This is a genomic window from Streptomyces sp. NBC_00503 (assembly GCF_036346895.1).
In the GTDB taxonomy this organism is placed as follows: Bacteria; Actinomycetota; Actinomycetes; order Streptomycetales; family Streptomycetaceae; genus Streptomyces.
On the sequence record NZ_CP107855.1, the window covers coordinates 1970647 to 1984467 of the forward strand.

Genomic DNA, 13821 nt, shown 5'->3' on the forward strand with positions numbered 1-13821 from the left:
GATGCAATTCCCATGACAGACGCACTGAAGCGCCTTTCCGACGAGGGCGTCGCGATCTGGCTGGACGACCTGTCCCGCAAGCGGATCACGTCCGGAAACCTGGCCGAGCTCATCGACCAGCAGCACGTGGTCGGTGTCACCACCAACCCGGCGATCTTCCAGAAGGCGATCAGCGGCGGCGAGGGGTACGGCCAGCAGCTCGCCGACCTGGCGGCCCGCAAGGTCACCGTCGAAGAGGCGATCCGCATGATCACCACGGCGGACGTCCGCGACGCCGCCGACATCCTGCGCCCGGTCTACGACTCGACCGAGGGCCAGGACGGCCGGGTCTCGATCGAGGTCGACCCCCGGCTGGCCCACAACACCACGGCGACCGTGGCCGAGGCCAAGCAGCTCGCCTGGCTGGTGGACCGCCCGAACACGCTGATCAAGATCCCGGCGACCAAGGCCGGCCTGCCGGCGATCACCGAGGTCATCGGCAAGGGCATCAGCGTCAACGTCACGCTGATCTTCTCGCTGGAGCGCTACCGCGAGGTCATGGACGCGTACGTGGCGGGCCTGGAGAAGGCGAAGGCCGCGGGCCTGGACCTCTCCAAGATCCACTCCGTCGCCTCCTTCTTCGTGTCCCGCGTGGACTCCGAGATCGACAAGCGCCTCGACGCCATCGGCACCGACGAGGCCAAGGCCCTCAAGGGCAAGGCGGCGCTCGCCAACGCCCGTCTGGCCTACGAGGCGTACGAAGAGGTGTTCTCCACCGAGCGCTGGGCCGCCCTCGACAAGGCGCACGCCAACAAGCAGCGTCCTCTGTGGGCCTCGACCGGCGTCAAGGACCCGGCGTACAAGGACACCCTGTACGTGGTGGACCTGGTCGCCCCCGGCACGGTCAACACCATGCCGGAAGGCACCCTGGAAGCCACCGCCGACCACGGCGTGGTCTCCGGTGACACCATCCGCGGCACCTACGACCAGTCGCGCGAAGAGCTCGAAGCGGTCGCGAAGCTGGGCATTTCGTACGACGATGTGGTGCAGCTGCTCGAAGACGAGGGCGTCGAGAAGTTCGCGGTGTCCTGGAACGACCTGCTGAAGTCCACCGAGGCGGAGCTCGAGCGCCTCGCCCCCACGGAGGCCTGAACACTTTGTCTGTAAACGGAGCGAACCCGCTTCGTGACGCACAGGACCGGCGGCTCCCGCGCATCGCGGGGCCGTCCGGCCTGGTCATTTTCGGCGTTACGGGTGACCTGTCACGCAAGAAGCTGATGCCTGCCGTCTACGACCTCGCCAACCGCGGCCTCCTTCCCCCGGGCTTCTCCCTGATCGGGTTCGCCCGTCGCGAGTGGCAGGACGAGGACTTCGCGCAGGAGGTCCACGACGCGGTCAAGCAGCACTCCCGCACGCCCTTCCGCGAGGAGGTCTGGCAGCAGCTCGTCCAGGGCTGCCGCTTCGTCCAGGGCGACTTCGACGACGACCAGGCGTTCGAGACGCTGAAGTCGACGATCGAGGAGCTGGACAAGGCTCAGGGCACCGGCGGCAACTTCGCCTTCTACCTGTCCGTCCCGCCGAAGTTCTTCCCCAAGGTCGTCGCCCAGCTCAAGAAGCACGGGTTGGCGGACCAGAAGGAGGGCTCCTGGCGGCGCGCGGTCATCGAGAAGCCCTTCGGGCACGACCTGACCAGTGCACAGGAGCTCAACCAGCTCGTGCACGACGTCTTCCCGCCCAACGAGGTCTTCCGGATCGACCACTACCTGGGCAAGGAGACCGTCCAGAACATCCTGGCGCTCCGCTTCGCCAACACGATGTTCGAGCCGATCTGGAACCGGTCCTACGTGGACCACGTGCAGATCACCATGGCCGAGGACATCGGGATCGGCGGCCGGGCCGGCTACTACGACGGCATCGGCGCGGCCCGCGACGTCATCCAGAACCACCTGCTCCAGCTGCTCGCGCTCACGGCGATGGAGGAGCCCGGCTCCTTCCACCCCAAGGCGCTGGTGGCCGAGAAGCTCAAGGTGCTGACCGCGGTCGAGCTGCCCGAGGACCTGGGCAAGCACACCGTGCGCGGCCAGTACTCGGCGGCCTGGCAGGGCGGCGAGAAGGTCGTCGGGTACCTCGAAGAGGACGGCATCGACCCCAAGTCGAAGACCGACACCTACGCGGCCATCCGCCTGGAGATCAACAACCGCCGCTGGGCGGGCGTCCCGTTCTACCTGCGGACCGGCAAGCGCCTGGGCCGCCGGGTGACCGAGATCGCGGTCGTCTTCAAGCGGGCCCCGTACCTGCCGTTCGAATCGGGCGCGACCGAGGAACTGGGGCAGAACGCCCTGGTCATCCGGGTCCAGCCGGACGAGGGCGTCACGGTGCGCTTCGGCTCCAAGGTTCCGGGCACCTCCATGGAGGTCCGGGACGTCACGATGGACTTCGCCTACGGCGAGTCCTTCACGGAGTCGAGCCCCGAGGCCTACGAGCGCCTCATCCTCGACGTCCTGCTGGGTGACGCGAACCTCTTCCCGCGCCACCAGGAGGTCGAGCTCTCCTGGAACATCCTCGACCCGATCGAGCAGTACTGGGACAAGCACGGCAAGCCCGCGCAGTACCCGGCGGGTACCTGGGGACCGGTCGAGGCGGACGAGATGCTCGCACGAGACGGACGGAGCTGGCGCCGGCCATGAAGATCGACCTCACGGAGACCAACTCCAGCAAGATCAACGCCGCGCTGGTGCAGGCGCGCCGGGACATCGGCACGCCCGCCATCGGCATGGTGCTCACGCTGGTGATCGTGACCGACGAGGAGAACGCGTACGACGCGCTCAAATCGGCGAACGACGCGTCCCGCGAACACCCCTCGCGGATCATCGTCGTCATCAAGCGGGCCAGCCGCTCGCCCCGCAGCCGCCAGGGTGCCCGCCTCGACGCGGAAGTCCGCGTCGGGACGGACTCCGGTACCGGGGAAACGGTTGTGCTCCGCCTGCACGGCGAACTGGTCGACCATGCCCAGTCGGTGGTTCTCCCGCTGCTCCTCCCGGACGCGCCCGTCGTCGTCTGGTGGCCCGACGGCGCTCCGCAGGACCTGGCGGGCGACCCGCTGGGTTCGCTCGCCCAGCGCCGGATCACGGACACCTACGCCACCGAGGACCCCATCAAGGCCCTCGGTACGCGGGCGGTCGCGTACGCCCCCGGGGACACGGACCTGTCCTGGACCCGGATCACCCCGTGGCGTTCCATGCTGGCGGCCGCGCTGGACCAGCAGACCCACTCGGTGTCCTCCGCGACCGTCGAGGGCGAGACCGAGAACCCGAGCTGCGAGCTGCTGGCCATGTGGCTCTCGGACCGGCTCCAGGTCCCCGTCAAGCGCACCTCCTCGGCGGGCCCCGGGCTCACCGCGGTCCGCCTGGAGACCAAGGGCGGCGAGATCGTCCTGGACCGGGCGGACGGCGCGCTGGCCACGCTCTGCATGCCGGGACAGCCCGACCGTGCGGTGGCGCTCAAGCGCCGCGACACGGCCGAGCTGCTGGCGGAGGAACTGCGCCGGCTGGACCCGGACAACACGTACGAGGCCTCGCTGAAGTTCGGCGTGGCGAAGCTGGCGGCCCACTCCGAGGCTCCGGCCCCGGCCAAGGCTCCGGCGGAGCCGAAGCCCGAAGCCGAGGCTCCGGCCACGAAGCCGGCTCCGGCGAAGCCGGCCAAGAAGGCCGCGGCCAAGTAACGCGACCGCTGCGCGGGGCTCTCCCACCCCGGGGGAGCCCCGCGCAGCGGCATATACGCACCCGCACTCCGAACTACCGACAAGGCGGCAGCACATGGGTATGACGACTCCCCAGGTCGTCGTCCACCGGGACAAGGAGCTGATGGCCCAGGCCGCGGCGGCCCGGCTGATCACGAAGATCGTGGACGCGCAGGCGGCCCGCGGCAGCGCGTCGGTGGTCCTCACCGGCGGCCGCAACGGCAACGGCCTGCTGGCCGCGATGGCCGCGGCCCCGGCCCGGGACGCCATCGACTGGGCCCGGCTGGACCTGTGGTGGGGCGACGAGCGGTACCTGCCCGCCGACGACCCCGAGCGCAACCACGTCCAGGCCCGCGAGGCCCTGCTGGACGCCGTCCCGGTGGACCCCGCGCGGGTCCACGTCATGCCCGCCTCCGACGGCCCCTACGGGGTCGACGTGGACGCGGCGGCCGCCTCCTACGCGGCGGAGCTGGCCAAGGCCTCCGGCCCCGAGGACCACGGGCCGGTCCCCCGCTTCGACGTCCTGATGCTGGGCGTCGGCCCGGACACGCACGTGGCCTCGCTGTTCCCGGAGCACCCGGCCTCGCGGGAGACCGAGCGCACGGTGGTCGGCGTCCACGGGGCCCCGAAGCCGCCGCCCACCCGGATCTCGCTGACCCTCCCGGCGATCCGGGCCGCGCGCGAGGTGTGGCTGCTGGCCGCGGGCGAGGACAAGGCCGGCGCGGTGGCGATCGCGCTGGGCGGGGCCGGCGAGGTCCAGGCCCCGGCCGCGGCGGCGTACGGCCGCTCCCGGACCCTGTGGCTCCTCGACCGCGCTGCGGCCGCGAAGCTCCCGACGGGCCTGTACCCCCCGGCCTCCTCCTGACCGCGTAGGACGCGCAAGGGCCCGCCCTCCCCAGGGAGAGCGGGCCCTTCCTCGTGCGTCCCCGGGTCAGCGGCCCCGCAGGGACCGGTACGTCGCCACCAGCGCCCGGGTCGACGGGTCGAGGCCGGCCACCTCGGCGCCCTCCACCAGCGCCGGCTCGATGCGCTTCGCCAGGACCTTGCCGAGCTCCACGCCCCACTGGTCGAAGGAGTCGATGTTCCACACCGCTCCCTGGACGAACACCTTGTGCTCGTACAGGGCGATCAGCTGGCCCAGCACCGCCGGAGTCAGGTCGGCCGCCAGGATCGTCGTCGTCGGGTGGTTGCCCGCGAAGGTCTTGTGCGGGACCAGCGGCTCCCGGGCCCCTTCCGATCGGACCTCGTCCGCCGTCTTGCCGAAGGCCAGCGCCTGCGTCTGCGCGAAGAAGTTCGCCATCAGCAGGTCGTGCTGGGCCGCCAGCGAGGGCCGCAGCTCGGCCACCGGCCGGGCGAAGCCGATGAAGTCCGCGGGGATCACCCGCGTGCCCTGGTGGATCAACTGGTAGTACGCGTGCTGGCCGTTGGTGCCGGGCGTGCCCCACACCACCGGTCCGGTCTGCCATTCCACCGGATTGCCCTCGCGGTCCACGGACTTGCCGTTGGACTCCATGTCCAGCTGCTGCAAGTACGCGGTGAAGCGGGACAGGTAGTGACTGTAGGGCAGTACCGCGTGCGACTGGGCGTCGAAGAACGCCCCGTACCAGACCCCCAGCAGGCCCATCAGCAGCGGCGCGTTCTCCTCCGGCGGCGCCGTGCGGAAGTGCTCGTCCATCTCCCGGAACCCGCCCAGCAGTTCACGGAAGGCGTCCGGGCCGATCGCGACCATCAGCGAGAGGCCGATCGCGGAGTCGAAGGAGTAGCGCCCGCCGACCCAGTCCCAGAATTCGAACATGTTGGCCGGATCGATGCCGAACGCGGTCACCTTCTCGGCGTTGGTCGACAGTGCCACGAAGTGCCGCGCCACGGCCGCCTGGTCACCGCCGACGCCCGCGAGGAGCCATTCGCGCGCCGAGGTGGCGTTGGTGATGGTCTCGATGGTCGTGAAGGTCTTCGAGGCGATGATGAAGAGCGTCTGCTCCGGGTCCAGGTCCCGCACGGCCTCGTGCAGGTCCGCGCCGTCCACGTTGGACACGAAGCGCAGGGTCAGTCCCCGGTCGGAGAAGGCGCGCAGCGCCTCGTACGCCATCGCCGGGCCCAGGTCGGAGCCGCCGATGCCGATGTTGACGACGTTCTTGATGCGCTTGCCGGTGAAGCCGGTCCACGCGCCCGAGCGGACCTGGTCGGCGAAGGCCGCCATCTTGTCGAGGACGGCGTGCACGCCGGGTACGACGTCCTCCCCGTCCACCTCGACGACCGCGTCCCTCGGGGCGCGCAGCGCGGTGTGCAGGACCGCCCGGTCCTCGGTCGTGTTGATCTTCTCTCCGCGGAACATCGCCTCGCGGAGTTCCGCCACGCCCGTGGCCTTCGCCAGTTCGCGCAGCAGCGTCAGCGTCTCGTCGGTGACGAGGTGCTTCGAGTAGTCGATGTGCAGGTCCCCGGCCCGCAGGGTGTATCCGGCGCCCCGGCCCGGATCCGCCTCGAACAGCTCCCGCAGATGCGTCTGCCCCAGCTCTTCCCGGTGCTTGGTGAGCGCCAGCCACTCGGGCATCCGGTTGAGCTTCGTACGACTGTCTGCGTTCATCTCGGACATCACCACTTCTTCCGTCCTGTCGTGCCCCGCCGTTCTCCAACCTAAGGGATGGGAAGGGGCACAACCGACACAAAGCGGCCCGGCCCGCGGGAGAGGAAGACTCCTGCGGGCCGGGCCCGATGTCACATCAGTTCTTTTGCCGGGGAAGCGTCAGATCTCGCCGCGCAGCTTGGCGAGCGCCTCGGCGAGGATCGCCTCGCCGTCGGCGTCCGTACGCCGTTCCCGTACGTATGCCAGGTGCGTCTTGTACGGTTCGGTGCGCGGCGGCGCCGGAGGGTTGTCCCGGTCCTGACCGGCCGGGAACCCGCAGCGCGGGCAGTCCCAGGTGTCCGGCACCTGCGCGTCGCTGGCGAAGCTCGGCTGCGTCTCATGCCCGTTCGAGCACCAGAAGGAGATGCGCAGGCGGGGCGCGGACTCGCCGCGCTCGGCCTCGCCCATCGGCCCCGCTCCGACCCGACTACCACGGATCGCGTTGCCACTTGCCACGGTCGTAACTCCCTGCGTGATGGTGCCGCGAAGCGTGAGTGGATTCCGTCCGCGGGCGCCCAAGTCTACGTAAGGCCCAACGCGCGTCCAGTGACTGGAGTTACCCATTCCAGACGTGAACGCCGGACCTCATGATAGGCCGGGGAGAGCCGACCGGACTGCCGGAACGGCCAGAACGGGTCAGCTGCCGGACTTCATGAGCAGGCCGAGCGCGACGATGCACGCGAACCACAGCAGGCCGATCACCACGGTGATGCGGTCCAGGTTGCGCTCCGCGACCGAGGAGCCGCCGACCGACGACTGCATGCCGCCGCCGAACATGTCGGAAAGGCCGCCGCCCTTGCCCTTGTGCATCAGCACGAGCAGCATCAGCAGGGCGCTGAAGACGACCAGGGCGATCGAGAACCCCATAATCACGGCTGATTCCTACCTTCTGGCTTACTGGCATTCCGGCGTTCCCGCATTGCCGATTACGTGCGCGGGGGCCAGTGGCTGATGATTTCAGCCTGCTGGCCCCCGCAAGGGTACGACGGATCCGCCCTACCGCATACTCACTGGTCGCGGAACCGGACGATCTTGACGAACTCGTCCGCGTCCAGCGCCGCGCCGCCGATCAGGGCGCCGTCGACATCGGGCTGGGCCATGATCGCGGCGATGTTGCCGGACTTGACCGAGCCGCCGTACTGGATGCGGACCTTGTCGGCCAGCTCCTGCGAGTACAGCTCCGCGAGGCGCGCGCGGATCGCTCCGCAGACCTCCTGGGCGTCCTCGGGGGTGGCGACCTCGCCGGTTCCGATCGCCCAGACGGGTTCGTACGCGATCACGATGGACTCGACCTGCTCGGCCGGGACGTCCTTGAGGCCGCCGTCGAGCTGGCTCAGCGTGTACGGGACCTGCTGGCCGGCCTTGCGGATGTCCAGGCCCTCGCCGACGCACAGGATCGGGGTGATCCCGTGCTTGTAGGCGGCCTTGACCTTGGCGTTGCAGATCTCGTCGCTCTCGGCGTGGTACTGGCGGCGCTCGCTGTGGCCGACGGCCACGAAGGAGCACTTCAGCTTCGAGAGCATCGGGCCGGAGATCTCGCCGGTGTAGGCACCGGAGTCGTGCGCCGAGATGTCCTGGGCGCCGTACTTGATCTTCAGCTTGTCGCCGTCGACCAGGGTCTGGACCGAGCGGAGGTCGACGAAGGGCGGCAGTACCGCGACCTCGACGGCGTCGTAGTCCTTGTCGGCCAGGGCGAAGGCGAGCTTCTGGACGTGCGCGATGGCCTCGAGGTGGTTGAGGTTCATCTTCCAGTTGCCCGCCATCAGCGGGGTACGCGTGGTCATGCGGTTCAGACCTCCAGTGCGGCGAGGCCGGGGAGCGTCTTGCCCTCGAGGTACTCGAGGGAGGCGCCGCCACCGGTCGAAATGTGGCCGAAAGCGTTCTCGTCGAAGCCGAGGATGCGGACCGCGGCGGCGCTGTCGCCACCGCCGACGACCGTGAAGGCGCTGCTGTCGAGGAGCGCCTGCGCGATGGCCTTGGTGCCGTTCGCATAGTCGGGGTGCTCGAAGACGCCCACGGGACCGTTCCAGAACACGGTCTCGGCGTCGGCGATCTTCGAGGCGTACAGCTCGCGGGTCCTGGGACCGATGTCCAGACCCTCCTGGTCGGCGGGGATCTTGTCCGCGTCGACCGTGATGAACTCGGCCGGGGCCTTGGTCTTCAGGTCCGGGAAGTCCTTGGAGGCCAGGATGTCGACCGGGAGGACCAGCTCGACGCCGTTGGCCTCGGCGCGCGCCATGTACTCCTTGACGACCTCCACCTGGTCCTTCTGGAGCAGGGAGATGCCGACCTCGTAGCCCTTGGCGTACAGGAAGGTGTACGCCATGCCGCCGCCGATGAGGATCCGGTCGGCCTTGCCGAGCAGCTGGTCGATGACGGCGAGCTTGTCGGAGACCTTGGCGCCGCCGAGGATGACCACGTACGGGCGCTTGACCTCGGCGGTCAGCTTCTTCAGGACGCCGACCTCGGTGGCGATGAGGTAGCCGGCCGCGTGCGGGAGGCGCGCGGGGAGGTCGAAGACCGAAGCGTGCTTGCGGTGGACAGCGCCGAAGCCGTCACCGACGTAGATGTCGGCCAGCTCGGCCAGCTGGTCCGCGAAGGCGCCGCGCTCGGCGTCGTCCTTCGCGGTCTCACCGGCGTTGAAGCGGAGGTTCTCGATGACGGCGACCTGGCCGTCGGCGAGGGCGGCGACGGTCTCCTTGGCGGAGGCGCCGACGGTGTCGGTGGCGAACGCGACGTCCGTACCGAGCAGCTCACCGAGGCGGATCGCGGCGGGGGCCAGCGAGAAGGCCGGGTCCGGGGCGCCCTTGGGGCGGCCCAGGTGCGAGGCCACGACCACGCGGGCGCCGGCCTCGGCGAGCTTCGCGATGGTCGGCTGCACGGCGCGGATGCGGCCGTCGTCGGTGATCTCGCCATTGGCCAGCGGCACGTTGAGGTCGGCGCGGACGAAGACCCGCTTACCGGAAACGCCCTCGGCGAGAAGTTCGTCGATCGTCTTCATTGCTGTTACTACTCCTTTTCCCCGGCCGGATCCTGTGTCCGTGCGAGGTGAGAGGTACAAGGCAAGCAACAGGGCCCGCACAGCGCTTCGTCGCGCTGCCCGAGCCCCGGTGCTCACATTGTGGTGCCTGCTGCCTTGGTGCTTAGAGCTGGCCGCCGACGAACACGGTCAGGTCGACGAGGCGGTTGGAGTAGCCCCACTCGTTGTCGTACCAGCCGATGACCTTGACGCTCTTGCCCTGGACCATGGTCAGGGAGGAGTCGAAGGTGCAGGAGTACGGCCAGTTCACGATGTCGGAAGAGACGATCGCGTCCTCGGTGTAGTCCAGGATGCCCTTGAGCTGGCCCTGAGAAGCCTTCTGGAAGGCCGAGTTGACCTCGTCCTTGGTGACTTCGCGCTCGAGCTCGATGACGAGGTCGGTCACGGAACCGGTGGGGACCGGGACGCGCATCGCGATGCCGTCGAGCTTGCCCGCCAGCTCCGGGATGACCAGCGCGGTGGCCTTGGCGGCACCCGTGGTGGTCGGGATGATGTTCTCGGCGGCGGCGCGGGCGCGACGCAGGTCCGAGTGCGGGAAGTCCAGGATGCGCTGGTCGTTCGTGTACGCGTGGACCGTCGTCATCATGCCCTTGACGATGCCGAAGTTCTCGAGGAGAACCTTGGCCATCGGCGCCACGCAGTTGGTGGTGCAGGAGGCGTTGGAGATGACGTGGTGGTTGGCCGCGTCGTACTTCTCCTGGTTGACGCCCATCACGATCGTGATGTCCTCGTCCTTGGCCGGAGCCGAGATGAGGACCTTCTTCGCGCCGGCCGCGATGTGCTTGGCGGCGTCGGCCTTCTTCGTGAAGATGCCGGTCGACTCGATGACGATGTCGGCGCCCAGCTCGCCCCAAGGCAGGTTCGCGGGGTCGCGCTCGGCGAAGGTCTTGAAGGTGTTGCCGCCGACGGTGATCGTGTCGTCGGTGTGGCTGACCTCGGCCTTGAGGCGGCCCAGGATGGTGTCGTACTTGAGAAGGTGCACCAGGGTGGCATTGTCAGTCAGGTCGTTGACACCGACGATCTCGATGTCCGCTCCCTGCTCCAGGAGCGCACGGAAGTAGTTGCGGCCAATTCGGCCAAAACCGTTGATGCCTACGCGGATCGTCACGAACCGATCTCCTCGTTGGTGCGCCGGCCTGTCCGCCGGCGAGCTGTATGGGATGTCCCCGACCGCTTACGACCCTACCTCTCCGTGAGCTTCCAGGTGACATCGACCATCGTGTGACACGCCCCGGGGCCCCGCACTCCAGGACGAGTACGGGACCCCGGGGACCTTGTGCCCCGTCACTCAAAGTGAGGGCAACGGGGGCATCCGATCAGCGGTTCAGCGAGCGGAGCGCCTTACCGACGAGTACGGCACGGTCGGCCGCCGCCGGCACGTGCTCCAGGCCGAAGCCCAGCAGCACCGTGTTACGCGTAGTGACCGCGGCATATGACTTGAACAGCTCGCCGGACCGGGACCAATCGCCCGCAACATCGGGACTTCCGGCAGGCGCGCCTTGAGCGGTCCAGGACCCGAGCGAGGTCTCGAATCCTTCGACCGCCTGGTCCGTGCCGCCGACCGAGACCCGCGCCTCGTCGGCGAAGACCCCGCGGCCGCCCGAGCCCGGGTCGGTGATGTAGGAGAGCGAGACCTCGACGGTCTTGCCCGCGTACGCGCTCAGGTCGAAGGAGACCTGCTTCCACCCGTTGGAGGCTCCGGTGAAGCTGTTCCACTGGCCGCTGGTGCCCTGCGGGGCGCAGCCGGCGGAGTCCAGCGTGAGGTAGCGGCGCAGGAACGGGTGGTCGTTGACGAAGAACCCGGCCTCGCACTCCGCGGGAACCGTGGTGCTGCTCAGGCCGCTCGCCTCGGGCAGCGTGGTCCAGTCGTCGCCGCCGACGGTGTGGGACTCCAGGACCGCGTGGTCGTAGCCCTCCTCGGTGTTCCAGTTGAGCGCCATCTTGAGCTTCGGCTGGTCTGCCGCGGTGACCCCGGTGAGGTCGATGGTGCGGGTGAGCCGCTTCCAGTCGTCGTCGGTGTGGGTGGCCGAGGCCATCCCGGTGCCGGCGTACGGGGCGTACGGGTTGACGACCCCGTCGTACTGGCCCGCCTGCGCGCTCTTGAACTGCGGGAACTGGGCCGCGGGCAGGCTGTCGGAAGTGACCGTGTAGGAGCCGGGGCGGTCGAGCGGGTTGCCCGCGGCGTTGCCGAGGCCGCCCTTGGCCCCGGAGAGGGAGCCCGCGCCGCTGAAGCCGCTCGGGCCGCTGACGGTCGCGCGCCCGTAGGCACCGAGGTAGTACTGGCTGAAGTCGTCGGTCACGGCGCGGCCGACCTGGGCGTTGCCGCCCGCCAGCTCACCGGCCTCGATCAGCTTGCCGCCCTCGTTGAGGAAGTCGCGCACCGCCAGCTGGGTGGGACCGCCCGGGGACTTGGCCCCCGTGTAGTGGACGGCCGTGCGGAAGTGGGACAGCACGCCGAGGTGGTGCGGGGCCCCCTGGGTGGCCACGTCCCAGACCGCCGCGCTCTTGCCGTTGGCGCGCAGGGCGTCCACGTACTCCTGGGCGTGCTGCGCCGGAGCGCCCTCCTCCGCGATCACGAGGACGTCGGCGCGCGGCCGCTCGGCCACCGTGTACGTGAAGTGCTCGCTGGAGACCTGCTTGCCGCCGTGGTCGCGGCCGGTGAACCAGACCTCGACCTTGTCGCCGGGCTTGGCGCCGTCGACCTTGGCCCGGTACTCGTCGAAGTAGTTGTTGTCGTCGCCGCCGTAGACGTCACCGCCCTGCCAGGCCTTGAGGTCCTCGTCGTGGGTGCGGCCCCCGTTGATCTTGAAGTTGACCTCCTTGTCCTTCAGCGCCTTGCGGGCCGTGACGGCGACCGTCTGGTCCTCGCCGCGGGCCACGTAGGAGGTGGTGAAGGGGTCCAGGGTGAAGTCCGCGGCGCTCAGGCCCACGGAGGACTTCGGCTGGTCCGGGTGCTGGACGCTCTCGGCCACGGAGAGGGCGAAGGGGACGTTCTTGGCGAACTCCGCCTGGATGAGCTTCTCGTCGTCCGGGAAGTTGAAGACGGAGGCGCAGTCCTCGGGCTTCCAGCGGTCGTTCGGGTCGACGGCGGAGGCCGTCTGGCAGGTGCTCATCTCCGGCGTGAACATCATGACGCCGTTGGCGTTGGCGGCCTGGCTGTCGGCCTCGCCGTTGGTGGTGTAGAGCTCCGAGGACACCTGGGGGTAGTAGCCGGGTACGGCCGAGTTCTCCGGGGTTCCGGCGAGCGCCTTGTAGGCGATGTCGTCGGGGGTGGGGGTGGCCACCTGCCAGCCCACGCCGTAGAGCAGCAGCTCGGCGGCCGAGTGGTAGTTGATGGCGTACTTGAAGCCGATGCGCTTCTCGAACGAGTCGAGGGCCTGGGTCTCGGGCTCGGAGGAGGCCTTGGGGCCGCGGTAGGTCTCGCTCGACGGGTTGGGCGAGGAGCCCTCGTTGTCGTAGCCCCACCGGTAGGCGAAGTTGCGGTTGGGGTCGACGCCGTCGCCGGCGGTGATCTTGCCGTCGCCGTTGTTGTCCCGCATGTTCTTGCGCCACAGGCGCGCGCTGTCGGACGTGAAGGTGTAGTCGTACCCGTCCGGGTTGGCGGAGAGCAGGAACCACATCTCCGTGGAGTCCACCAGCTTGGTGATCCGCGGGTCCTTGCCGTAGCTGTCGATGGTCTGGTGCATCAGCCGCCGGGTCATCTCGGGGGTGATCCACTCGCGGGCGTGCTGGTTGGACATGTACAGCACGGCCGGCTTGTCGCCGTCCTTGGACTTCTTGGCGTTCTTCGTGACCTTCAGGGCGAGGATGTCCTTGCCCTGGACGGTCTTGCCGATGGAGACGACCTTGGTCAGGCCGGGGTTCTCCTGCGCGGTGCGCAGGATCTCCTCCTGGAGCCCGCCCTTGCCGCTGTACGGACGGAACACGCCGTCGCCGGCGGCCGTGAGGGAGCGCGCGGCGGCCTTGGAGGCGACCTTGCGTTCGGCGAGCTTGACGCCTTGGGCGGCCAGCCCCTTGGCCTGGCCGCCGGTGAGGTAGAGCTCGACCTTGGCGGTCCCGGACTCCGGGAGGCGTCCGGAGAACTCCTGCGCGTCCTGGCCGGCGGCCTGGACGAGCGGGACCTGTTCCTTCGTGATGTCGGCGTCGTAGACCCGTACCTCGTCCGCCGCTGCCTGGGCGTCGGCCCGGGCCTGGGCGCTGGCCGCCGCGGGTAGTGCGGCCAGTGTGGTTCCCAAGACGAGTGCGCTTGCGGCGAGGATCGATCTCGCGCGGTGCCTCATGTGCCCCCCTGGGCGTCGTCTGCCACGAAAGCTTCGGACGACAGGCTCACGATCAGCCCATGCTCATGTCAATGGGGCATACCGAAAGAGGTCCGCACGAGTGATCGCGCGGACCTCTTACGGAGTCGTGCGGACCCCTTGTGGAGTCACGCAGTCCGGT

General features: G+C 69.2%; 11 protein-coding genes. 4 read left to right on the forward strand and 7 right to left on the reverse strand.

Features of this window, described 5'->3' with window-relative positions:
* The first annotated feature begins 12 nt into the window (after positions 1 to 12).
* The 4 genes from tal to pgl all read left to right on the forward strand — a co-directional run bounded on the left by tal (position 13) and on the right by pgl (position 4583).
* Positions 13 to 1131 (forward strand): transaldolase, encoded by a 1119-nt coding sequence (gene tal / locus OG490_RS09210; protein ID WP_330295786.1) that lies wholly within the window; start codon positions 13 to 15, stop codon positions 1129 to 1131.
* 5 nt (positions 1132 to 1136) lie between these two features.
* Entirely contained in the window at positions 1137 to 2666 is a 1530-nt protein-coding gene (zwf, locus tag OG490_RS09215; protein ID WP_330295787.1) for a glucose-6-phosphate dehydrogenase, read from the forward strand.
* Positions 2663 to 3700: a glucose-6-phosphate dehydrogenase assembly protein OpcA gene (opcA, locus tag OG490_RS09220; RefSeq protein WP_330295788.1), complete on the forward strand. Its 1038-nt coding sequence runs from the start codon at positions 2663 to 2665 to the stop codon at positions 3698 to 3700. The genes zwf and opcA overlap by 4 nt, the downstream gene beginning before the upstream one ends.
* 100 nt (positions 3701 to 3800) lie before the next feature.
* On the forward strand, positions 3801 to 4583 hold the full coding sequence (gene pgl / locus OG490_RS09225) for a 6-phosphogluconolactonase (RefSeq protein ID WP_330295789.1): 783 nt from the start codon (positions 3801 to 3803) through the stop codon (positions 4581 to 4583).
* A gap of 66 nt (positions 4584 to 4649) precedes the next feature.
* On the opposite strand, the gene pgi is transcribed toward pgl, so the two are convergent.
* The 7 genes from pgi to OG490_RS09260 all read right to left on the reverse strand — a co-directional run bounded on the left by pgi (position 4650) and on the right by OG490_RS09260 (position 13661).
* Entirely contained in the window at positions 4650 to 6302 is a 1653-nt protein-coding gene (gene pgi, locus OG490_RS09230) for a glucose-6-phosphate isomerase (RefSeq protein WP_330300853.1), read from the reverse strand.
* A 159-nt stretch (positions 6303 to 6461) separates the two neighbouring features.
* Positions 6462 to 6797 (reverse strand): RNA polymerase-binding protein RbpA, encoded by a 336-nt coding sequence (locus tag OG490_RS09235; RefSeq protein WP_007263454.1) that lies wholly within the window; start codon positions 6795 to 6797, stop codon positions 6462 to 6464.
* Positions 6798 to 6977: 180 nt separating this feature from the next.
* Positions 6978 to 7208, reverse strand: coding sequence for a preprotein translocase subunit SecG (gene secG / locus OG490_RS09240; protein WP_330300854.1), 231 nt, complete (start codon positions 7206 to 7208; stop codon positions 6978 to 6980).
* A 140-nt stretch (positions 7209 to 7348) separates the two neighbouring features.
* Positions 7349 to 8125 carry a triose-phosphate isomerase gene (gene tpiA, locus OG490_RS09245; protein ID WP_330295790.1) on the reverse strand — a complete coding sequence of 259 codons (777 nt, stop codon included), beginning with the start codon at positions 8123 to 8125 and terminating at the stop codon, positions 7349 to 7351.
* A 5-nt stretch (positions 8126 to 8130) separates the two neighbouring features.
* Positions 8131 to 9342: a phosphoglycerate kinase gene (locus OG490_RS09250; RefSeq protein ID WP_330295791.1), complete on the reverse strand. Its 1212-nt coding sequence runs from the start codon at positions 9340 to 9342 to the stop codon at positions 8131 to 8133.
* A gap of 142 nt (positions 9343 to 9484) precedes the next feature.
* Positions 9485 to 10489: a type I glyceraldehyde-3-phosphate dehydrogenase gene (gap, locus tag OG490_RS09255; RefSeq protein ID WP_243338363.1), complete on the reverse strand. Its 1005-nt coding sequence runs from the start codon at positions 10487 to 10489 to the stop codon at positions 9485 to 9487.
* Positions 10490 to 10697: 208 nt separating this feature from the next.
* Positions 10698 to 13661 (reverse strand): M14 family metallopeptidase, encoded by a 2964-nt coding sequence (locus OG490_RS09260; RefSeq protein WP_330295792.1) that lies wholly within the window; start codon positions 13659 to 13661, stop codon positions 10698 to 10700.
* Between the last annotated feature and the right edge of the window lie 160 nt (positions 13662 to 13821).